Origin of the sequence: Microbacterium sp. zg.B48, from assembly GCF_024623505.1 — a bacterium.
GTDB lineage: Bacteria > Actinomycetota > Actinomycetes > Actinomycetales > Microbacteriaceae > Microbacterium.
The window spans coordinates 84,080-103,328 of record NZ_JANJFE010000018.1 but is presented as its reverse complement, the minus strand read 5'-3'; the positions used below and the strand labels follow the sequence as shown (position 1 = coordinate 103,328).

The following is a 19,249-nucleotide window of genomic DNA, read 5'->3' as shown; positions in this document are numbered from 1 at the left end:
CCGACTCCGGTATCGCCGGGTCGCTCAGTCGGTGACGAAGTCGATCAGCTCCTCGACGCGGCCGAGCAGGGCCGGGTCCAGGTCCCGGTAGCTGTGCACGCGCGCCAGGATGCGCTGCCAGGCCATGCCCAGGTCGGCGGGCGTGTCGGACGGCCAGCCCAGCGCGCGGCAGGTCCCGACCTTGATATCGGTTCCCCGCGGAACGTCCGGCCAGCGCGCAATGCCCATCGCTTTGGGGGTGACGCACTGCCAGACGTCCACGTACGGGTGCCCGACGATGCGGACGAAACGCCCGTGCGGTCCGCGGGCCACCGAATCGGCGATCCGCGATTCCTTCGAACCCGGCACGAGGTGATCGACCAGGACCCCGTAGCGGCGCTCCGCGGTCGGGGGCTCGTTCTGGAGCGTCTCGGCGAGCAGGTCGACGCCCTGCAGGTACTCCACGACGACGCCCTCGGCGCGCAGGTCGGCACCCCACACCTTCTCCACCAACTCGGCATCGTGGCGGCCTTCGACGAGGATTCGGCTGGCCCGCGCCACCCGCGCGCGGGCCTCGGGCGCAGCGAACGATCCGGACGCGGTCCGCTTCGCCGTGCGCGGTGCCGCCGCGACCGCCGGTGCGGTCAGCACCACATCGGCACCGTCGACGAGGAATCCGGGGCCGAGCGGGAACAGCCGGCGGCGCCCGTGCCGGTCTTCGAGCTCGACCAGGCCGGAGGCGACTCCGACGACCGCTCCGCAGAACCCGTCCGCGGCGACCTCGACCACGACATCCCGGGCGGCGGCGAGCACCGGAACCGGTCGCCGATGGGTGTCGCGCCATCCGGCTGCGAGCACGTCTGCCGCGTATCGATCGTCCATCAGTCCTCCGAGGACGACACGCTACCTGCGCCGCGCTCCGGGCGGCCGCTCACACGACGAGGTCGCCGAAACCCGTTCCCTCAGTGGACTCTGCGGCCGCGGGCGGCGACCGCTGCGCTGCCGGTCAAGATGAGCAGGAGGCCGACGACGATCGGCCACGCCGCGAGGGTCGGGGCTCCGGATTCCGCCAGCATCCGCGGAGCGGCGCTGGGCTCGGATGCCGCGGGCACGGTCGCGGGGTCCACGCCACCCTCGGGCACCGGGGTCCCCGGCGTCGTCGGGGGGAGGGACTGAAGCGGGGCGTCGACCGGAGGCAGCACGGCGGTGACCCGTGCGGTCTCGTTCCCGGGCCGCATGCAGGACGCCTCCAGCAGCACGCTCGAGAGCGGTCCGGGATCGTTCGCGGCCAGCCATGCGCTGATCCCCCGCAGCTGCCACGCGACCGGCCCGTCGTCGGACCCCGGCACCGTTTCCAGCCTCATCGGCACCTCCACGACGCCGCCGTCCCCGGTCGGACTCTGCAACGTGGAGGCGAGCAGGAGTACTCCGTCGGCCGGACACCCCGCCACCGTGAGGGACCCATGGTCGCCCGGCGCCCGAAGGTCCTCGACGCTCAGGCCGGCCGGAAGGTGCAGGACCAGGTCGATGGGAAGCGGGGCGTCGACCGGAGGCAGCACGGCGGTGACTCGTGCGGTCTCGTTCCCGGGCCGCATGCAGGACGCCTCCAGCAGCACGCTCGAGAGCGGTCCGGGATCGTTCGCGGCCAGCCATGCGCTGATCCCCCGCAGCTGCCACGCGACCGGCCCGTCGTCGGACCCCGGCATGGTCTCCAGCCTCATCGGCACCTCCACGACGCCGCCGTCCCCGGTCGGACTCTGCAACGTGGAGGCGAGCAGGAGTGCTCCGTCGGCCGGACACCCCGCCACCGCGAGGGAGCCATGGTCGCCCGGCGCCCGAAGGTCCTCGACGCTCAGGCCGGCCGGAAGGTGCAGGACCAGGTCGATGGGAGGCGGGGGCGCGGTCTCTGCGGCGGCGGCGGGTGAACCGGTCAGCACCAGCAGCGCCGCGGTGAGCACCGATCCCGACGACGCGACGATGGAAAGTACGGACATGGTCCCCCTCTGTCGAATTCTCAGTATTGCTGATATTCGGCCGTTCGCAGCGGCGCCGGATGGCGTTCCGGTGCGGCCGCAGCTGAGGGAGCGTTCGCGGTCCGAGCACCGGTCCCCGCGCTCGCCTCCCGCCCACGGGTTGCATAGACTCGATGCCCGGGGCCTGCGCCGCGCGTCCCCGAGGAGGGAACGATGCGTGCGCGATGGGCAGTGGCGCTCACGACGGCTCTCACCCTGCTGTTCGCGGGCGCGTCCGGCACCGCGTCGGCGACGGACCCGGTCACACTCGGCGTGGGGTACGTGCTCGATGACGTCGGCGCACTCTCCAGCGCCCAGGCGAACCAGGCTCAGACCCGCCTCGAGCAGCTCAAAGCCGACACCGGGGTCGACCTGTGGGTCGTGTTCGTCGACGAGTTCACCGATCCCACCAGTTCAGAGGATTGGGCGAACACGACCGCTGAGATCAACGGGCTCGGCCCCACGCAGTATCTGCTGGCGGTCGCGACCGAAACCCGTCAGTTCTACATCTCGGGCGACTCCGAAGGCCCGGTGACCTTCGAGCAGCTCGGAACGATCGAGCAGACCGTGCAGCCCCGCCTGGCCGACGAGGACTGGGTGGGCGCCGTCGACACCGCTGCGGCGGGCTTCTCCGACGCTGCCGACGGTGGCTCCGGATCCGGCGCCGGCGGAGGAGGCTTCCCCACGGGTCTGATCATCTTCCTGGTGATCGCCGCGATCGCGGTCGTGGCGATCGTCCTGGTGCTGCGCAACCGGCGCAGAAGGGGACAGGTCGCCGGTGGGGCGGAACCCGCGATCGAACGGATCGACGTCAAGGAGCTCGCCCGCCGTGCGTCATCGGCCCTGGTCCACACCGACGACGCCGTCAAGACGAGTGAGCAGGAGCTCGGTTTCGCCAGGGCTCAGTTCGGCGACGCGGCCACCGTCGAATTCCAGCAGGCGCTGCAGAAGGCGCACGAAAACCTCAACACGGCGTTCACTCTCAAGCAGCAGCTGGATGACACGACCGAGGACACCGACGAGCAGACCCGCGCGTGGAACGCCGAGATCATCCGGCTGTGCGAAGAGGCCAACGCGGGCCTGGACGACAAGGCCGCCGCGTTCGACGAACTGCGCCGGCTCGAGCAGAACGCCCCGGAGGCCCTCGCGCGCGTGAAGACCCAGCGCGATCGGGCCGCGGCATCCATCGAAGAGGCGGCGGCGCACCTGCGTACGCTGTCCGCCGCCTACGCGCCCGAAGCGCTGGCGACCGTTGCCGACAACGCCCAGCAGGCGAGCCAGCGCATCGTATTCGCCGACGAGCAGCTGGCCGCTGCGGATGCCGCGATCGGGGCGGGCAGATCCGGTGAGGCCGCAGTGAGCATCCGTGCCGCAGAGGAATCGGTCGGCCAGGCCGTCCTTCTCGAGGAGGCGATCGACAAGCTCGGCCGGGATCTCGCCGAGGGCGACCGCAGCGCCGCGGAGCTGATCATCGAACTCGAAGGCGACATCGCCACGGCATCCGCCCTTCCCGACACCGACGGGCGCGTCGCGGCGGCGATCGCGGCGACGCGGCAGCAGGTGGACGCGGCCAAGGCGAACCTCGCCTCCTCCGCGCGCCGGCCGCTGCAGGCCCTGCAGAGCCTGGAGGCCGCCAACGCCCAGATCGACGGCGTCGTGGCGGGCGTGCGGGACGCGGCGGCGAAGGCGCAGCGTGCCCGGCAGATGGTGGGCCAGCAGATCATGCAGGCCCAGGCGCAGGTCTCTGCGGCCGAGGATTACATCACCGCGCGACGCGGCGCGATCGGGGCGGCGGCGCGCACGCGACTGGCCGAGGCGGGCGCGGCGCTGGCCCAGGCGCAGCAGCTGCAGTCGGCCGATCCGGAGCAGGCGCTGCAGTACGCGCAGCGCGCCAATCAGCTCGCCGGCCAGGCGATCCAACACGCTCAGACCGACGTCGGCGCATTTCAGGGCGGCGGGATGGGCGGCATGCTCGGCGGACTCGGCGGCGGCAGTCGCGGCGGAGACAGCGGCGGCATGCTCGGCGCGATCCTGGGCGGCATCGTGATCAACTCGATGCTCGGTGGCGGCTCCGGCCGCGGGTCCTCCGGGGGCATGGGCGGCATGCGTGGCGGGGGCGGGCGCAGCCGGATCAGTCCGGGCAGCTTCGGCGGCGGCGGCACCCGCGGTCGCCGAGGGGGTGGTCGCTTCTGAGCACGCCCCGCGCCACGGATTCCCGCAGACTCGTCACACACGTACGTTCCCGAATCATCGATAGGAAGGAAACACGGATGGCAAAGCAGTCCATCTTCGGTCGCATCTCGACCCTCCTGAGGGCGAACATCAACTCGATGCTCGACTCCGCCGAGGACCCTCAGAAGATGCTCGACCAGCTCGTCCGCGACTACTCGAACAGCATCGCCGATGCCGAGGCGGCGATCGCAGAGACGATCGGCAACCTCCGTCTTCTGGAGCGCGACCACGAGGAAGACATCCAGGAAGCCACCGAGTGGGGCAACAAGGCACTCGCTGCCAGCCGGAAGGCCGATCAGCTGCGCGCCGCGGGTTCCACGGCGGACGCGGACAAGTTCGACAACCTGGCCAAGATCGCCCTCCAGCGCCAGATCGGCTCGGAGCGCGAGGCGCGGGCGGTCGAGCCGACGATCGCGTCGCAGAGCGAGGTGGTCGCCAAGCTCAAGGACGGCCTCAACGGCATGAAGCAGAAGCTCGAGCAGCTGCGCAGCAAGCGGAGCGAGCTGCTCGCGCGTGCGAAGACCGCCGAGGCGCAGAACAAGGTCCACGACGCCGTCAAATCCATCGACGTGCTCGATCCGACCAGCGAGCTGGGCCGGTTCGAGGACAAGATCCGTCGGCAGGAGGCGCTCGCTCAGGGCAAGGAGGAGCTGGCTGCTTCCAGTCTGGATGCGCAGTTCAACAGCCTCGAGGACCTGGGCGAGCTCAGCGAGGTGGAAACGCGTCTGGCCGAGTTGAAGTCCGGTGCTCCCGGACAGCAGGCGATCGACGCGCCGACGGCGCCGTAGACGCCGTAAGCAGCAGGAGCGAACGGGCGGATCCCTTCCGGGGCTCCGCCCGTTCTCCGTCAGCGGAAGCAGAGCGTGCGGCGCGTACGCGAGCACGGCGGACCTGCGGGAGGATGAGGACATGGCCCGATTCGTGATCGTCCCGCAGTGGCAGGGATCGCCTTCTTCCCGCGCGATGCAGCTCATCGACGGCGCGCAGGCGATCGCCGGGGATCTGCCCCGCGCCTCCTCCACCACCATCGAGGTGCCACTCGAGGCGGGCGAGACCATCGGAACCGGGGTGCAGCGCTACAGCACGCTGCGCCGCACCCGGGATCAGGTCGACCTCGAACTCGCGCCCCATTCCGAGCCGGTCATGCTCATCGGCGGCGACTGCGGGATCGCGGTCGGCGGTGTCGGGCACGCCGTGCGGCGGCATCCCGAGCTGGCCGTGGTGTGGCTGGACGCGCACCCGGATCTGCATGCTCCGGACTCCTCACCGTCCGGGGCGTTCAGCGGCATGACCTTGCGCGCGATCTTGGGCGAGGGCGCGGACGGCCTCGGCCTGGCATCCGGTGACGTACCGGCCGCTCGCGTCGTGATCGCGGGCGCGCGGCAGTACGAGCCCGCCGAGGAGGTCGCCGTCGCGGATCTCGGACTGCGCACGCTGGATGCTGCGACCCTCAGCCGGCACGGTGCCCTCGCGGAGGCGGTCACGGCGACCGGAGCGACGGCCGTCTACATCCACGTCGACCTGGACGTCCTGGACCCGGCGGCGATGGCCGGCGTGACGGCGTCGGTACCGTTCGGCGTCCCGCTCGCGGACCTGCTCGGGTCGATCGCGGAGGTGCGCGCCGCACTGCCGCTCGCCGGATCGAGCATCACCGGCTTCGCCCCGCCCTCGCCGACGGCGGCGGTCGAGGACCTCGGCACGATCCTGAGAATCGTCGGGGCCCTGGCGTGAGCCCGATCCCGAGCCCTCCGGCCGGATGGCGCGCGGAGGCCGATCGCGCCGTCGCGCGAGGCAGGCGCCTGGATCGGTTCCTGCCGTTCCTCGACTCGCCCGTCAGCCACGCCGGCTACCTCTACGGCACTGTGGTGGGCTGGATCTGGGGGGCGATGTGGAGCACCGGGCGCATCGAACGACGCGCAGGACTGTGGGTGTTCCGCGGGCTGCCGCGCTGGGCCTACCGCCGAGGCGGGGTGTGCGTGGGCGGGTGCTACCTGACCGGGGATGCGCCGGTCACCGAGCGGGTGCTCGCCCACGAGGCGGTCCACGCGCGCCAGTGGCGCACCTACGGATTCCTGATGCCCCTGCTGTACCTGCTGGCCGGGCGCGACCCGCTGCGCAACCGGTTCGAGATCGAAGCGGGGCTGGAGGACGGCAACTACGTGCCCCGTTCCCGGCCCGGCCGGTCATCCCCCGCCTGAGCCGGCCGATTCACGCGCCGGCGGCCCGACCCACGCGCAGCACCTGACGGCCGAGGACGATCACGACCGCCAGCGGGAATGCGATCCAGAACGCGTTCGGAAGCACCGCGACCATGAGGAAGCCGACGAGGTCGCCGCGCTCGAGCGACTGCCGCGTCATCTCCAGACCGCTGGAGATCTCCACCAGGAAATAGATCACGGTCTTCCAGAAGGTCGCGACCGTCACGACCAGAGCGACCACGACGCCCGACCAGCGCCTCGCGTGCGCCAGGGCCCACACGATGACGATGACCTCGAGCAGGTTCGCCCAGCTCTGCGCACTGCCGAACGCGTCGAACTGCGCATAGCGGTGGTCGAATGATCCGTAGAACACATGGCCAGGCCACATCGCCGCCAGCGGGCCGCCCTCGTGCGACAGCGGGCCGAGCAGGACGTAGCACGCGTCGTAGGTCTGGATGATCGCTGAGACCGTGAGCCAGACGATCACCCACCTGGGGAGGCGCAGGTCGCGCGGATCGACGCGGACGGGAGCGGGGATGGGCGGAACTGCCGTCATGCCGCGAGTGTAGCGACGGTGCGCCAGTGGCAGCGGCGCCGCGCTGCGAAGCTCCGGGGCTCAGCGCGCGGTGGCCAGCCCGAAGCGCTCCGGCGTGTGGATGCTGTCCGCTGCGACGCCGTTGCGGTCGGTCAGGTGGTCCACGATGTCGGCCGTTCCGAGGTAGCCGCCCAGCAGGAAGATCCGCGTGTGGTCATCGTCCGTGCAGAGCATCTCGTCGGCCCATGCCGTCACCGCACGCGCCAAGGCCTGTCCCGGCGTGCAGGCCCGACCCGACCCCGGTGACCCGGTGCGCGCGGCGCGATCAAGCCACGTCACCACCATTCGGCTGGGCACGTGCAGGTCGTCCTGTCCGTCGCCACCGAACCAGGACGCGTCCGGAACCTCGATGAACACGCGGCCGGTCGAGCAGATCGGTAGCGTGGCAAGCAGAGCCTCCAGCTCGGCGAGCGAGGACTCGTCCGCCGTGATCAAATGCTGGACGCGCGTGTGCCGCGAGGCGCGGCAGGCGGCGGCGTTGTGCTCGGTGCTGGAGATCATGGCACCTTCACTATACCCCTGGGCAAGGGTTGCCTAACCTTGGTTGCGGGCGAACCTGGCGGCGCCGGGACGGTCAGTCCGCGCGCAGGAGCACCCGGCGCAGCTCGGTCAGCTCCCCTTCGCTCAGCCCGTGCGCCAAGAGGTAGTCGGCTGCCGACCCGTACCCGGCCATGACGCGGGACAGCAGCGTCCGCATGACCGGCGCCGGTGACCGCGTCGCGAGATCTTCGAGGTGGACCGCCTCGGGGTGCAGGCGCCGCAGGAGCTGGACGACGTGCCGGTTGCGCCATTGCGGCAGAAGACCCTCGGTGCGGGCGTAGTCCGCGACGATCGCGTCCTCATCCACGCCCGCCGCGGCCAGGGCGAGCGCCACCGTGACGCCGGTGCGGTCCTTCCCGACGGTGCAGTGCACCAGCACCGGCTGATCGGCGACGATGCCGCGCACCACATCGACCACACGGGTCGAGGAGTCCTCGACCAGTCGCCGGTACATCTCATCCAGCGAGATGTCCTCCTCGAACATCGATGCCACCGAGCCGAGGAACAGCGGCACCCGCTGGGTGCGCAGCGTCAGGCCCCCGAGCCGGCTGGGCGCGTGCACGACCTCGTCATCCGCGCGCAGGTCGATGATGCGACGGATGCCGAGTCCGCCCAGCGCGATCACGCCGTCGTCCTCGAGACCGGCCAGGTTCCCCGAGCGGTAGAGGACTCCGGAGCGGGTGCGCGCAGCGCCCGCCGGAAGACCTCCGACGTCGCGGAAGTTGACGGCGCCACGGACGACCGGATCGGCGGGTGCGCTCACCACACCGCGCCGGACGCGGCGTCGCGGTCCTCCCCCGCCATGTCCTCGCGGGACGGAACACTGTACCGGCCGGCGATGGCGACGCGGTTGAAGGCGTTGATCGCGACCAGGATCCAGCTCAAGGCGACGTACTCGCTCTCGGTGAGGATGCCACCGACGCGGTTGTAGACCTCGTCCGGGATGCCCTCGTCCGAAACGAACGTGAACGACTCCGCCAGCTCGAGTCCGGCCCGCTCGCGTTCGGTGAACACGCCGGACTCACGCCACACCGGCAGCTGCGCGATGGTGTCGGCGGTGACCCCGGCCTTCTCGGCCCGTTCCAGATGCACCCGGACGCAGTACGCGCAACCGTTCAGCTGCGACACGTGGATCTGCACGAGCTCCCGGAGGCGCGCATCGATCCCCGCATCATCGGCGATCCCGCCGACGGTCTTGGAGAACGCGGACAAGGTCTTGTACGCCTCCGGTGCCGACTTGGAGAGGTGTACCCGCGCCAGTTCGCTCATGCGTTCAGCCTACTCAGCGGCACCGAGCACACGGGAAGGGCACAATGACATGGTGAGCGAACCCATCGACGAGTTCTCCTTCCTGCCCGAGCAGGCCGCCGACGCCGGGATCGCGGCGCAGATCCCCCCCGCCGAGCGGCTGGAGCTGGCCCTCGCAGACGGCCGCACGCTGAGCGCGGTGCGCTACGGCGAGGCGCCTCCGGTCCTGACCTTCCTGCACGGCGCCGGTCTGAACGCGCACACCTGGGACACGACGATCCTCGCGCTCGGCATGCCCGCTCTCGCGATCGACCTGCCCGGCCACGGCGACTCCTCATGGCGCGCCGACTTCGCCTACACGGGTCGCGTCCTGGCCCCCGATGTCGTCGCCGCCCTCGAGGCGTGGACCGATGCCCCGCAGATCCTGGTCGGCCACTCGCTCGGCGGGCTCACCGCAGCGGCCGTCGCGGCATCCCGCCCCGATCTGGTCAGACAGCTGGTGATCCTCGACATCACCCCGGGCGTGAACCCGAACGCCGGGCCCGCCCAGATCCGGGACTTCTTCGCCGGACCCGTCGACTGGTCATCGCGCGATGAGCTCGTGGACCGCGCGATGGCGTTCGGCCTCGGCGGCACCCGCCGCGCGGCCGAGCGCGGGGTCTACTTCAATTCGCGCGTCCGGGCGGACGGACGGGTGGAATGGAAGCACCATTTCGCCCACCTCGCAGCGGCGCCGGCGGACCGGCCGGCATCCCCGGATGCCGCATCCGGCGCGGCCGCGTCTGCTCAGCCGGCCACGTCGGATGCCGTCTCGGCGGTGCTGTCCGCGACCGGCTGGGACGACCTGGCCGAGGTTCGCGCGCCGATCGCCCTGCTGCGCGGCGACCACGGCTACGTCACCGACCAGGACGCCGCGGAATTCGCGGAGCGCGTTCCCGCGGCATCCCTGACTGTCCTGCCTTCGGGCCACAATCTGCAGGAAGAGGTCCCGGTTGGGCTGGCCGAGCACCTGCGGACCATCGCGGGGAAGGGTTAACACTTGTATTGCGTTCCGCGTAACGGGCACGCCCCCTGGTTCGCCGGTTCTCTAGGCTGGACTACCGGACCGACCTGATTCCCGCAGAGTCGCCCGCTCCCGGCATCCGAGCACCAATCGGATGCTCCTCCGAAAGGACCCCCATGCTCCGCCGCACCACCCTTGCCGCCACCGCCCTCCTCGCCGCAGGAGCGCTGCTGCTCTCGGCGTGCACCAGTGGCAGTGCGACGCCCGAGCCGACCACCTCGAGCGCACCCGACCCGGATGCGTCCGCGGTGATCCGGCTGGTGCTCGAGCCGGGCAACCTGGACATCCGTGAGACGGCGGGCGCCGCGCTGGATCAGATCCTGGTGGACAACATCTATCAGGGGCTGATCTCCCGCACCGCCGAGCAGGACATCGTCCCGGCGCTGGCGGAGGAGTGGGATGTGTCGCCGGACGGTCTGACCTATACGTTCACGCTGCGCGAGGGGGTCACCTTCCACGACGGCCAGGCGCTGACCCCGCAGGATGTGGTGTGGACGCTGACGACCCGCAAGAACACCCCGGAGTGGAGCGACTCGCGGCGGCTGGCGAACGTGGCCACCATCGCCGCGGACGGCCAGAACGTCGTGCTGACGCTGAGCGCACCGGATTCCAGCCTGCTGTGGAACCTCACCGGGCGGGCCGGTCTCATCCTCAAGGAGGGTGACACCGTCGACTACCAGACCAAGGCCAACGGCACCGGCCCGTTCACGCTGGCCGGCTGGCGCCAGGGCGACAGCATCACGTTCGCCCGCAACGAGGCCTACTGGGGCGACAAAGCGCAGGTCGCCGAGGTCGTCTTCGACTACATCCCCGACAACCAGGCCGCGCTGAACGCCGCCCTGGCCGGTGAGGTCGACGCGGTGACCGGGTTCGACGCGAATCTGCAGGAGCAGGTCGAGGCCACCGGCGCGTTCGCCCTGGTCACCGGCCCGTCCACCGACAAGGGCACGCTGGCGTTCAATCAGACCTCGGGGCCGCTCGCCGACAAGCGGGTGCGTCAGGCGATCCGCCAGGCCATCGACCACGACGCGTTCGTCGAGGCGCTCGCCTCCGGCGAGACGATGTACGGTCCCATCCCTTCCCTCGATCCGGGCTTCGAGGACCTCGCCGACGTCGCCCCGTACGACCCGGACGCCGCGCGGGACCTGCTGGCCGAGGCCGGCGCCGAGGACATCACGCTGGAGCTGACCATCCCCAGCTTCTACTCCACCACCATCCCGCAGATCCTGGTGTCGGACCTGAACGAGGTGGGCATCACGCTCGAGGTCAATTCGGTCGACTTCCCCACCTGGCTCAACGACGTCTACATCAACCAGGACTACGACCTGAGCTTCGTGCTGCACACCGAAGCACGCGACTTCGAGAACTGGGCCGATCCGGACTACTACTTCACCTACGACAACCCCGAGGTGCAGGCCCTGTTCACGCAGTCCCTGGCCGCCACCGACGAAGGCGCCGCCGCAGAACTGCTCGCGGATGCCGCGCGCATCGTCTCTGAGGACGCCGCCGCCGACTGGCTCTACAACGGCGCCTCGGTCGTCGCGGTGGGCACTAACATCACGGGTATGCCGTCGGTCAACGTCAACGAGCGCCTCAACCTCGCAGAGCTCGCCAAGAGCAACGGGTGATCCGCTACACGCTGACGCGGCTGGCCCTGCTCCTGCTCGGTCTTCTCGTCGCCAGCGTGCTGATCTTCCTGACCCTGCGAGTGCTTCCCGGTGACATCGCGCAGCTCATCGCCGGCACCAACAGCACGCCGGAGCAGATCGAGGGGATCCGGGAACGCCTCGGGCTGAACCAGGCGCTGCCCGTTCAGTACCTGGACTGGATCGGCGGAGTGTTCCGCGGGGATCTCGGCTCCTCGCTGCTGACCGGCTCCAGCGTGACGGCGGAGCTGGCCGAGAAGGCGCAGGTGACGGTCCCGCTCGGCATCCTCTCCATGACGATCGCGCTGCTGTTCAGCCTGCCGCTCGGTGTCCTCTCCGCGATGCGCCGCGGCCGCGCGGCGGGCACGGCGCTGAGCGTCGGCGCGCAGGCGCTGGCCGCAGTCCCGGTGGTGTGGGCCGGCATGATGCTCGTGGTCGTCTTCGCGGTGTGGCTGGGCTGGCTGCCCGCGCAGGGCTTTCCGCGCGCCGGGTGGCACGATCCCGCTGCCGCGCTGCGCTCGCTCCTGCTGCCTGCGCTGACGATCGGCATCGTGGAGGGAGCAATGCTGATGCGCTTCGTGCGCAGCGCGACGATGCAGGCGATCGGTCAGGACTATGTCCGCACCGCGGCCGCGAAAGGGCTGACGCGCAACGCCGCCCTCATCCGGCACGGCCTGCCCAACGTCGGGCTGTCCGTCGTCACCGTGCTGGGCCTGCAGGTGGCCGGGATCATCGTCGGCGCGGTCGTCATCGAGCAGCTGTTCACGCTGCCCGGAGTGGGCAGGATGCTGGTGGACGACGTGAGCAGACGCGACCTGCCGAAGGTCCAGGGCGAGCTGCTCGTGCTGACCGGGTTCGTCCTGGTCGTCGGATTCCTCGTCGACCTGGTGCACCGCGTCCTTGACCCGCGGCAACGGGAGGCGACATGACCGCGGTCAGCCCAGGCGCGCACGCCGGACGCTGGAGGTGGCTACGTCGATTGTGGGCACTGTCCACCGGCCGGTTCGGTCTGGTCGTGGTCGCGGTGGTTGCCCTGACGGCGCTCGTGGCGCTGTTCTGGACGCCCTTCGACCCGCGCCAGGTGGAGATCGCGAACCGGTGGGCGCTGCCGGGCTGGCCGCACCTGATGGGAACCGACGGGTCCGGCCGCGACATCCTGAGCCTGCTCATGGCGGGTTCGCGCACGACCGTGGTCGTCGCAGTAGGAGCCGGCGTGATCGCGACCCTCATCGGCATCGCTCTGGCCGGGCTCGGTGCCCTGACCGCGCGGTGGATCCGCGAGTCGGTCGCGGTGCTGGTGGACATCCTGATCGCATTCCCGGTGCTGATCATCGCCATGATGATCAGCGCGGTGTGGGGCGGATCGCTGGCCGTGGTGATCTGGTCGGTCGGAATCGGCTTCGGCGTCAACATCGCGCGCGTGACCCGACCCGAGCTGCGCCGCGTGCTGCACAGCGACTTCGTGCTGGCCGGGCGGGCCTCCGGGCTCTCCCCCCTGCAGAATCTGTGGCGTCATCTGCTGCCCAACGTCGCCCCGGTCTTCATCGTCCAGCTGTCCTGGGGCATGGCGGTCGCGGTGCTCGCCGAGGCGGGTCTGTCCTACCTCGGTTTCGGCGCCCCGGTCACAGAGCCGTCCTGGGGTCTGCTGCTGGCCGAGCTGCAGCAGTACATCACGGTCTATCCGCTGTCGGTGCTGTGGCCGGGGTTGGCGATCACCTTCACGGTCCTCGGGTTGAATCTGCTCGGTGATGCGCTGCGGGAGGCCACCGACCCGACGCTCTCGCGCGGCCGAGACCCGCTGCACCCGCCACGCGGGGCGATCCGGCACGTCCCGGAGGTGGTCGCGTGAGCCTCGAAGTGACGGATCTGAGCGTCGACATCGACGGCCGCCGGGTCGTCGACGGCGTGTCCTTCGCGGTGCCCGACGGCGCGCGGGTGGGTTTGATCGGCGAGTCCGGATCAGGCAAGTCCCTGACCGCCCTTGCGATCCTCGGCCTGTTGCCCGACGGCGCGGAGGCCGGTGGCAGCGTCCGCTGGAACGGGCGGGAACTGATCGGCATGACCGACCGCGAGCTCGCGACGCTGCGCGGCGATGAGATCGGCATCGTGTTCCAGGAACCGCGCACCGCGCTGAACCCGATCCGCACGATCGGTCGTCAGATCGCCGAGTCGGTCCGCATCCACGAGGGCCTGTCGCGTACGCAGGCCCGCGCGAGGGCGATCGCCGAAGCATCCCGCGTCGCCCTGCCTGATCCGGAGCGCATCGTCGCCCGCTACCCGCACCAGCTCTCCGGCGGTCAGCGTCAGCGTGCCGCGATCGCGATGGCGCTCGCCTGCCGGCCGCGCCTGCTGATCGCGGATGAGCCGACCACGGCGCTGGATGTGACCATCCAGTCCGAGATCCTCGAGCTGATGCTCTCGCTCGTGCAGGACGACGGCATGTCGCTGGTCTTCATCACGCACGACCTCGCGGTACTGTCCCAGATCGCGACGCACGGGGTCGTGCTCGAGCACGGCCGCGTCGTGGAGACCGCGCCCATCTCGACGCTGCTGAGCGCGCCCTCCTCCCCCGTCACGCAGGGGCTGCTGCGGGATGCGACCGCCACGCTCTGGCGCCCCGGGGGTGTGCGATGACGCAGTTCCTGGTGCGCGCCCGCGGGCTGACGCGCCGCTATCCGGTCCCGCGGCAGAGCATGTTCGAGCGCACGACGTACACGACCGCGCTGGCGGATGCGGATCTGGACGTGCGCGCCGGATCGGCTCTCGGCATCATCGGCGAGTCCGGGTCTGGCAAGTCCACCCTGGTGCGGCTGCTGCTTGCGCTGGATGTCCCGACCGCGGGCACCGTCGAGTTCGACGGCAGACCGGTGGATGCCGCAGCCAGCGCCCATTCGCTGCACTGGCTGCGCCGCGAGACCGGCGTCGTGTTCCAGGATCCGTATGCGTCGCTGGACCCGCGGATGAGCGTCGGACGCATCATCGGCGAACCGCTCTGGGCGCTGGGCATCGAGGGTGACCGCCGCGCACGCGTGCGGGAGGTGCTCGAAGAGGTCGGGCTGGAGCCGGAGATGGCCGAGCGGTTCCCGCACGAGTTCTCCGGTGGCCAGCGTCAGCGGATCGCGATCGCGCGGGCGGTCGTGCACCGGCCCAAGCTCCTGGTCGGCGACGAGCCGCTCTCGGCCCTGGATGTGACCGTCCGCGCCCAGATCCTCGAGCTGCTGCGCGAGCTGCGTGTGCGCGACCGGCTGACCCTCGTGCTGGTCTCGCACGATATCGGCGTGGTGCAGAACCTCTGCGACGAAGTGATCGTGATGAAGGACGGCCGCATCGTGGAGGAGGGCCCGACCGAAAAGGTCCTGATGCAGCCGCAGGTCGCCTATACGCGGCGCCTGCTCGCGTCGATCCCGGTCATCGAGCCGGGCTCGTCCTGACCACCGCGGGTAGGGCCCGCTCCGCCCTCGGCTCTCCTGTCACGAACCGCAGGCCCGCGCGGCGCGTCGTGACAGGCGAGCAGGCAGTCAGCACCTGTCGGCCAGCTCCCCCGTCACGAACCGCCGACCCGCCCAGAGCGTCGTGACAGGCAAGCAGGAGTCGGCGGCCGTCAGTCAGCTCCCCCGTCACGAACCGCAGGCCCGCCCCGCGCGTCGTGACAGGCGAGCAGGAGTCGGCGGCTGTGCGTCGCTTCCTACACAGGGGCCCCGCCGCACCCGCGATCCACGAAACCGCGCGGACTGGACAGCGCGCGGTCCGGAGGCGGACACCCTGGGCGGATGCGTGAACCTACATTGCCGGCCAGCCTCGGCGCTCATTTCAGCGTCGCTGCCGCGATCCGCGCCGGCGTGCCTGCCTCGCGCCTCAGAAGAACGGATCTGCACAGACCCTTCCACGGTGTCCGCGCCCGCCCCGACCCGGGCGACGATGAGTTCGACCGATTCGGCCGGCCCCTCGGTCCGGCCGAACGCGATCACCTGCGCCTTGCCCGCGAGTACGCCGAGTGGATGGCCGACGGACACTTCTTCAGCCACCTCACCGCCGCGGTCATCTGGGGACTCCCCGTTCCGCGGTCGCTGGTGGAGCGTCCGGAGGTCGATGTCGCCGTGTTCCCGCCGCTGCGCCTTCCGCGGAGCCGGGGCGTTCGTGGTCACGAGACCACGCCGCGGTTGACCACGATCCGTCGTGATGCACGAACCGGGCTGCTCGTCGCATCTCCGGCCTCGACGTGGGCGATGCTCGGTGCGACGTTTCGCGATCCCTACGACCTCGTTGCGGCCGGCGACGCTGCCATCCGGGACTGGCGGGTGCCCTCACCACTGGCCACGCTCGCCGAACTCGAGGCAGCCGTTCGATCCGGACGCCGGGTGGGCATCCCCGCGCTCCGCGCTGCCCTGCCGCAGCTACGCACGCGCTCCGCTTCGCGGCCGGAGACCGTGGCTCGACTGACACTCGTGAGCGCGCTCCTGCCCGAGCCTGAGCTGAACGTCGACGTTCTCGAGGCGGGTGTGCGGCTGGCATGCGTGGATCTGGCCTACCCGGACCTGAAGATCGGGATCGAGTACGAGGGCGAACACCACCTCCTCGACCCGGAACAGTGGGCACACGACATCCTGCGCTACGAGCGGCTCGCGGCGGCGGGCTGGCAGGTGATCCGGGTGACGAAGGCGGAACTGTTCGCGCATCCCAGCACGTTCATCGCCCGCGTGCGCGCAGCGATCGCGCAGCGGTCCTGACCCGGCGCCCGTTCGCTCGCCCGTCACGAACTGCCAGCCCGCCCGGCGTGTCATGACAGGCGAGCGGGGCGGCGACGCGACAGGCGAGCAGGGCGGCGAGGCGACAGGCGAGCGGGGCGGCGACGCGACAGGCGAGCAGCGCGGCGACGCGCGAGGGGCGCGGCATCCGGTCTGCGTGTCGGGCGCGAGGGTTAGCCTCGAACCATGACGCACGCGATCGTCCCTCCGTATCTGCTTGCCAGGATCGCCGCGGTGCAGGAGCCCGCGTGGGCGCGTGCCGCCGAGGCCGCGCGGAGCACGCTGGAGACCCCGCGCGAGTACCGGCCGGTCCGCTCCCGTCTGCGCATATCGATCGGCGAGCCGGGAACACTCGTCGTGGAGAGCGGACCGGCACCCGACCGCACGGTCTCCGACGCGCAGAACCGCGAGCAGCTGCCCGGTGTCCGCGTGCGCGGCGAGGACGACCCGCCGAGCGGCGACGTCGCCGTCGATGAGGCCTTCGACGGGCTCGGGGCCACGTTCGACTTCTTCTGGGATGCCTATGGCCGCAGCAGCATCGACGGCGCCGGCAGTCCGCTGCTGGCGACCGTGCACTACGGCCGCGACTACGACAACGCCTTCTGGAACGGCGAGCGGATGGTGTTCGGCGACGGCGACGGCGAGGTGTTCGTCGGATTCACCGGCTCACTGTCCGTGATCGCGCACGAGCTCACGCACGGGATGACCGAGCACGAGGTCGGCCTGGTCTACGAGGGCCAGTCGGGGGCGCTGAACGAGTCCGTGTCCGACGTCTTCGGCGCGCTCGCCGAGCAGCACTCCCTGGGGCAGACGGTCGAGCAGGGCTCCTGGCTGATCGGCGCGGGCATCTTCACCGCGGCCGTGCAGGGAGTCGCGCTGCGCTCGCTGGCCGCACCCGGAACGGCGTATGACGATGACGTCCTCGGCCGTGACCCGCAGCCGGCGCATATGGACGGGTACGTGCAGACCAGTGACGACAACGGCGGCGTGCACATAAATTCCGGCATCCCCAACCATGCGTTCTACCTCGCAGCCCGAGCCCTCGGCGGCCGCGCCTGGGAGCGGGCTGGGCTGATCTGGTACCGCGCCCTCACCTCCGGGTCGCTGTCCTCGACGGCGGACTTCACGGCCTTCGCCGCCGCCACCCTGGCCGCGGCCGAGGCGGAGTACGGTGAGGACTCGGAGGAGGTCGATGCGGTCCGAGCGGGCTGGACGGGCGTCGGTGTGCGGAATGGACGAAGCGGCGGAATCGCCTGAGAGCGCGGGCGCCGAGGCGGCGAACCACAGCGGGGATCACGGCGGGACGGCGATCGCCGTCACCGTGACGCGGACCGGGGGATTCGCCGGACTGCGGCGGACGTGGCGCGCGCAGCCCGACGCCGACGCCGCGCCGCAGTGGATCGCGCTCATCGACGAATGCCCGTGGGATGCCGCGACTCCGGGCCGCGCGCTGCCCCCGAGTGGCGCGGATCGCTTCGTATGGCACGTGGACGCCCGCTGCGGCGACGCGGAGCGTGCGGCGGCGCTGGCCGATCCCGAAGTGCAGGGGCCGTGGCGCGACCTCATCGACGCGGTGCGGTCGGCCGCGCGGTCGCCCGCCCGCCCTTAGCGCCCACGACCGCCCCCGGCGACCCATCGCCGCGCCGGTCCCGGACGCCGGTCACCGCCGGAAGAGGCTCTTCTTCTTCGGGGGTTTGAGGTGCTTCTGCATGTAGATCGTCCCCAGCCACCGGCCGAACTTGAAGCCCACCCGTCCCATGCGTCCGACCTCGACGAAGCCCAGTTTCTCGTGCAGGGCGATGGATGCCTCAGCGCCCTTGTCGCTGATCACCGCCACAATCTCGCGGATCCCGGCCGCCTCGCAGGCTTCGATGAGCGCCTGCAGGAGCGCACGGCCCAGGCCTTTGCCCGCCGCGGCATGCCCGAGGTAGATCGAGTTCTCCACCGAGTAGCGGTACGCGGACTTGCTCGACATCGGCTGCACCAGCGCGTACCCGAGGATCTGGCCGGACGGCGACTGTGCGACCAGGAAGGGGAGCTTGAGTTTGGCCAGGTACGCGGCCTTGTCCCGCCACTGGGCCAACGTCCACTTCTTCTCGTCGAAGGTGACCACGGAGTTGGTCACGTAGTAGTTGTAGATCTCCCGGATGTCGGGGATGTCGCGGTCCTCGACCGGCCGGATCGTGAAGGAGAATTCCGGCTCCGGCGCGGGGAGTCTGCGCAGGTGGCGCGGCAGCCTGCGACGGTCGCGGTCGTATTCCTCCTCCAGCATGCCGACAGCCTACGCTCAGCCCGGCAGTCGCCAGTCGATGGGTTCGGCACCCTGCTGGACAAGCATGTCGTTCGCCCGCGAGAACGGCCGCGACCCGAAGAAGCCGCGGTTCGCCGACAGCGGAGACGGGTGCGGCGATTCGACGATCGGGGTGGTTCCCAGCAGCGGGCGCAGGTTACCGGCATCCCGCCCCCACAGGATCGCCACCAGCGGCCCTCCGCGGGCGACCAGTTCGCGAATGGCGTGCTCGGTGACCTTCTCCCACCCCCACCCGCGGTGGGATGCCGGTGCTCCGGGTGCGACGGTCAGCACGCGGTTCAGCAGCACAACGCCCTGATCGCTCCACCCGGACAGGTCCCCGTGGGGCGCGGGCGGGAACCCGAGGTCCTCGTTCAGCTCCCGGTAGATGTTCGACAGGCTCCGCGGAAGCGGCCGCACGTGCTTGTCCACGGCGAAGGACAGGCCGATCGGATGACCCGGCGTCGGGTACGGATCCTGGCCGACGATGAGCACCTTCGCGCCGGCCAGCGGGCGCTGGAAGGCGCGCAGCACATGGTCACCGGCGGGCAGGTAGCCGCGACCGGCGGCGGTTTCCGCACGCAGACGCTCCCCCAGTTCCGCGATCACCGGCGCGACGGGAGCCAGCGCCCCCGCCCACCCGGCATCGATCAGGCCGGCGTCGGCGAGTTGCGTCAGTGACCGGGGCATCCCTCAGGCTC

Annotated in this window: 21 protein-coding genes; 13 read left to right on the top strand and 8 right to left on the bottom strand. The window is 70.8% G+C overall.

Going from position 1 to position 19,249, the window contains the following annotated elements:
- Positions 1-24 precede the first annotated feature (24 nt).
- Complete coding sequence (locus NQ152_RS14415; RefSeq protein WP_257502827.1) at positions 25-861, bottom strand: DUF3097 domain-containing protein; 837 nt, start codon at positions 859-861, stop codon at positions 25-27.
- Positions 862-941: 80 nt separating this feature from the next.
- The gene (locus tag NQ152_RS14410; protein WP_257524497.1) at positions 942-1,973 is read right to left on the bottom strand and encodes a hypothetical protein; all 1,032 of its coding nucleotides are present in this window, start codon (positions 1,971-1,973) and stop codon (positions 942-944) included.
- 192 nt (positions 1,974-2,165) lie between these two features.
- Here NQ152_RS14410 and NQ152_RS14405 point away from each other — a divergent pair, with 192 nt between their 5' ends.
- The 4 genes from NQ152_RS14405 (at position 2,166) to NQ152_RS14390 (ending at position 6,421) form a co-directional block, all read left to right on the top strand.
- Positions 2,166-4,184 carry a TPM domain-containing protein gene (locus tag NQ152_RS14405; protein WP_257524496.1) on the top strand — a complete coding sequence of 673 codons (2,019 nt, stop codon included), beginning with the start codon at positions 2,166-2,168 and terminating at the stop codon, positions 4,182-4,184.
- A 77-nt stretch (positions 4,185-4,261) separates the two neighbouring features.
- A complete protein-coding gene (locus NQ152_RS14400) occupies positions 4,262-5,011 on the top strand; it encodes a PspA/IM30 family protein (RefSeq protein ID WP_257502830.1) in 750 nt (249 codons plus the stop codon).
- A gap of 121 nt (positions 5,012-5,132) precedes the next feature.
- A complete protein-coding gene (locus tag NQ152_RS14395) occupies positions 5,133-5,954 on the top strand; it encodes an arginase family protein (RefSeq protein ID WP_257502831.1) in 822 nt (273 codons plus the stop codon).
- Entirely contained in the window at positions 5,951-6,421 is a 471-nt protein-coding gene (locus NQ152_RS14390; RefSeq protein ID WP_257502832.1) for a Fe-S oxidoreductase, read from the top strand. Before NQ152_RS14395 ends, NQ152_RS14390 begins: the two co-directional genes overlap by 4 nt.
- A 10-nt stretch (positions 6,422-6,431) precedes the next feature.
- Here NQ152_RS14390 and NQ152_RS14385 read toward each other — a convergent pair whose 3' ends face one another.
- The 4 genes from NQ152_RS14385 to NQ152_RS14370 form a co-directional block, all read right to left on the bottom strand.
- Positions 6,432-6,977: a hypothetical protein gene (locus NQ152_RS14385; protein WP_257524495.1), complete on the bottom strand. Its 546-nt coding sequence runs from the start codon at positions 6,975-6,977 to the stop codon at positions 6,432-6,434.
- Between the two features lie 60 nt (positions 6,978-7,037).
- Positions 7,038-7,517, bottom strand: coding sequence for a siderophore-interacting protein (locus tag NQ152_RS14380; RefSeq protein WP_257524494.1), 480 nt, complete (start codon positions 7,515-7,517; stop codon positions 7,038-7,040).
- Between the two features lie 73 nt (positions 7,518-7,590).
- Complete coding sequence (locus tag NQ152_RS14375; protein ID WP_257524493.1) at positions 7,591-8,319, bottom strand: tyrosine-protein phosphatase; 729 nt, start codon at positions 8,317-8,319, stop codon at positions 7,591-7,593.
- Positions 8,316-8,825: a carboxymuconolactone decarboxylase family protein gene (locus NQ152_RS14370; RefSeq protein WP_257502836.1), complete on the bottom strand. Its 510-nt coding sequence runs from the start codon at positions 8,823-8,825 to the stop codon at positions 8,316-8,318. Before NQ152_RS14370 ends, NQ152_RS14375 begins: the two co-directional genes overlap by 4 nt.
- A 49-nt stretch (positions 8,826-8,874) precedes the next feature.
- On the opposite strand from NQ152_RS14370, the gene NQ152_RS14365 reads away from it, so the two are divergent.
- The 9 genes from NQ152_RS14365 to NQ152_RS14325 all read left to right on the top strand — a co-directional run bounded on the left by NQ152_RS14365 (position 8,875) and on the right by NQ152_RS14325 (position 17,867).
- A complete protein-coding gene (locus tag NQ152_RS14365) occupies positions 8,875-9,840 on the top strand; it encodes an alpha/beta hydrolase (RefSeq protein ID WP_374113598.1) in 966 nt (321 codons plus the stop codon).
- Between the two features lie 143 nt (positions 9,841-9,983).
- On the top strand, positions 9,984-11,495 hold the full coding sequence (locus NQ152_RS14360) for an ABC transporter substrate-binding protein (protein WP_257524491.1): 1,512 nt from the start codon (positions 9,984-9,986) through the stop codon (positions 11,493-11,495).
- Complete coding sequence (locus tag NQ152_RS14355) at positions 11,492-12,442, top strand: ABC transporter permease (protein WP_257524490.1); 951 nt, start codon at positions 11,492-11,494, stop codon at positions 12,440-12,442. The genes NQ152_RS14360 and NQ152_RS14355 overlap by 4 nt, the downstream gene beginning before the upstream one ends.
- The gene (locus tag NQ152_RS14350; RefSeq protein WP_257502840.1) at positions 12,439-13,362 is read left to right on the top strand and encodes an ABC transporter permease; all 924 of its coding nucleotides are present in this window, start codon (positions 12,439-12,441) and stop codon (positions 13,360-13,362) included. Before NQ152_RS14355 ends, NQ152_RS14350 begins: the two co-directional genes overlap by 4 nt.
- Positions 13,359-14,147, top strand: coding sequence for an ABC transporter ATP-binding protein (locus NQ152_RS14345; protein ID WP_257524489.1), 789 nt, complete (start codon positions 13,359-13,361; stop codon positions 14,145-14,147). The genes NQ152_RS14350 and NQ152_RS14345 overlap by 4 nt, the downstream gene beginning before the upstream one ends.
- The gene (locus tag NQ152_RS14340) at positions 14,144-14,944 is read left to right on the top strand and encodes an ATP-binding cassette domain-containing protein (RefSeq protein WP_257524488.1); all 801 of its coding nucleotides are present in this window, start codon (positions 14,144-14,146) and stop codon (positions 14,942-14,944) included. Before NQ152_RS14345 ends, NQ152_RS14340 begins: the two co-directional genes overlap by 4 nt.
- Positions 14,945-15,283: 339 nt before the next feature.
- Entirely contained in the window at positions 15,284-16,240 is a 957-nt protein-coding gene (locus tag NQ152_RS14335; RefSeq protein ID WP_257524487.1) for an endonuclease domain-containing protein, read from the top strand.
- A 204-nt stretch (positions 16,241-16,444) separates the two neighbouring features.
- Positions 16,445-17,515, top strand: a complete 1,071-nt coding sequence (locus tag NQ152_RS14330) for a M4 family metallopeptidase (RefSeq protein ID WP_257524486.1) — start codon at positions 16,445-16,447, stop codon at positions 17,513-17,515.
- On the top strand, positions 17,490-17,867 hold the full coding sequence (locus NQ152_RS14325) for a protealysin inhibitor emfourin (RefSeq protein ID WP_257524485.1): 378 nt from the start codon (positions 17,490-17,492) through the stop codon (positions 17,865-17,867). The genes NQ152_RS14330 and NQ152_RS14325 overlap by 26 nt, the downstream gene beginning before the upstream one ends.
- 51 nt (positions 17,868-17,918) lie before the next feature.
- Here NQ152_RS14325 and NQ152_RS14320 read toward each other — a convergent pair whose 3' ends face one another.
- Together NQ152_RS14320 and NQ152_RS14315 are read right to left on the bottom strand one after the other, a co-directional pair.
- A complete protein-coding gene (locus NQ152_RS14320) occupies positions 17,919-18,530 on the bottom strand; it encodes a GNAT family N-acetyltransferase (protein WP_257502847.1) in 612 nt (203 codons plus the stop codon).
- Positions 18,531-18,545: 15 nt separating this feature from the next.
- Positions 18,546-19,238 carry a uracil-DNA glycosylase gene (locus NQ152_RS14315; protein WP_257524484.1) on the bottom strand — a complete coding sequence of 231 codons (693 nt, stop codon included), beginning with the start codon at positions 19,236-19,238 and terminating at the stop codon, positions 18,546-18,548.
- Between the last annotated feature and the right edge of the window lie 11 nt (positions 19,239-19,249).

Bases quoted from the DNA above. Each gene is read 5' to 3' on its own strand.
- NQ152_RS14415 (WP_257502827.1), bottom strand. From the start codon at position 861: ATGGACGATCGATACGCGGCAGACGTGCTCGCAGCCGGATGGCGCGAC.
- NQ152_RS14410 (WP_257524497.1), bottom strand. From the start codon at position 1,973: ATGTCCGTACTTTCCATCGTCGCGTCGTCGGGATCGGTGCTCACCGCG.
- NQ152_RS14405 (WP_257524496.1), top strand. From the start codon at position 2,166: ATGCGTGCGCGATGGGCAGTGGCGCTCACGACGGCTCTCACCCTGCTG.
- NQ152_RS14400 (WP_257502830.1), top strand. From the start codon at position 4,262: ATGGCAAAGCAGTCCATCTTCGGTCGCATCTCGACCCTCCTGAGGGCG.
- NQ152_RS14395 (WP_257502831.1), top strand. From the start codon at position 5,133: ATGGCCCGATTCGTGATCGTCCCGCAGTGGCAGGGATCGCCTTCTTCC.
- NQ152_RS14385 (WP_257524495.1), bottom strand. From the start codon at position 6,977: ATGACGGCAGTTCCGCCCATCCCCGCTCCCGTCCGCGTCGATCCGCGC.
- NQ152_RS14380 (WP_257524494.1), bottom strand. From the start codon at position 7,517: ATGATCTCCAGCACCGAGCACAACGCCGCCGCCTGCCGCGCCTCGCGG.
- NQ152_RS14370 (WP_257502836.1), bottom strand. From the start codon at position 8,825: ATGAGCGAACTGGCGCGGGTACACCTCTCCAAGTCGGCACCGGAGGCG.
- NQ152_RS14365 (WP_374113598.1), top strand. From the start codon at position 8,875: ATGGTGAGCGAACCCATCGACGAGTTCTCCTTCCTGCCCGAGCAGGCC.
- NQ152_RS14360 (WP_257524491.1), top strand. From the start codon at position 9,984: ATGCTCCGCCGCACCACCCTTGCCGCCACCGCCCTCCTCGCCGCAGGA.
- NQ152_RS14350 (WP_257502840.1), top strand. From the start codon at position 12,439: ATGACCGCGGTCAGCCCAGGCGCGCACGCCGGACGCTGGAGGTGGCTA.
- NQ152_RS14340 (WP_257524488.1), top strand. From the start codon at position 14,144: ATGACGCAGTTCCTGGTGCGCGCCCGCGGGCTGACGCGCCGCTATCCG.
- NQ152_RS14335 (WP_257524487.1), top strand. From the start codon at position 15,284: ATGCGTGAACCTACATTGCCGGCCAGCCTCGGCGCTCATTTCAGCGTC.
- NQ152_RS14330 (WP_257524486.1), top strand. From the start codon at position 16,445: ATGACGCACGCGATCGTCCCTCCGTATCTGCTTGCCAGGATCGCCGCG.
- NQ152_RS14325 (WP_257524485.1), top strand. From the start codon at position 17,490: ATGGACGAAGCGGCGGAATCGCCTGAGAGCGCGGGCGCCGAGGCGGCG.
- NQ152_RS14320 (WP_257502847.1), bottom strand. From the start codon at position 18,530: ATGCTGGAGGAGGAATACGACCGCGACCGTCGCAGGCTGCCGCGCCAC.
- NQ152_RS14315 (WP_257524484.1), bottom strand. From the start codon at position 19,238: ATGCCCCGGTCACTGACGCAACTCGCCGACGCCGGCCTGATCGATGCC.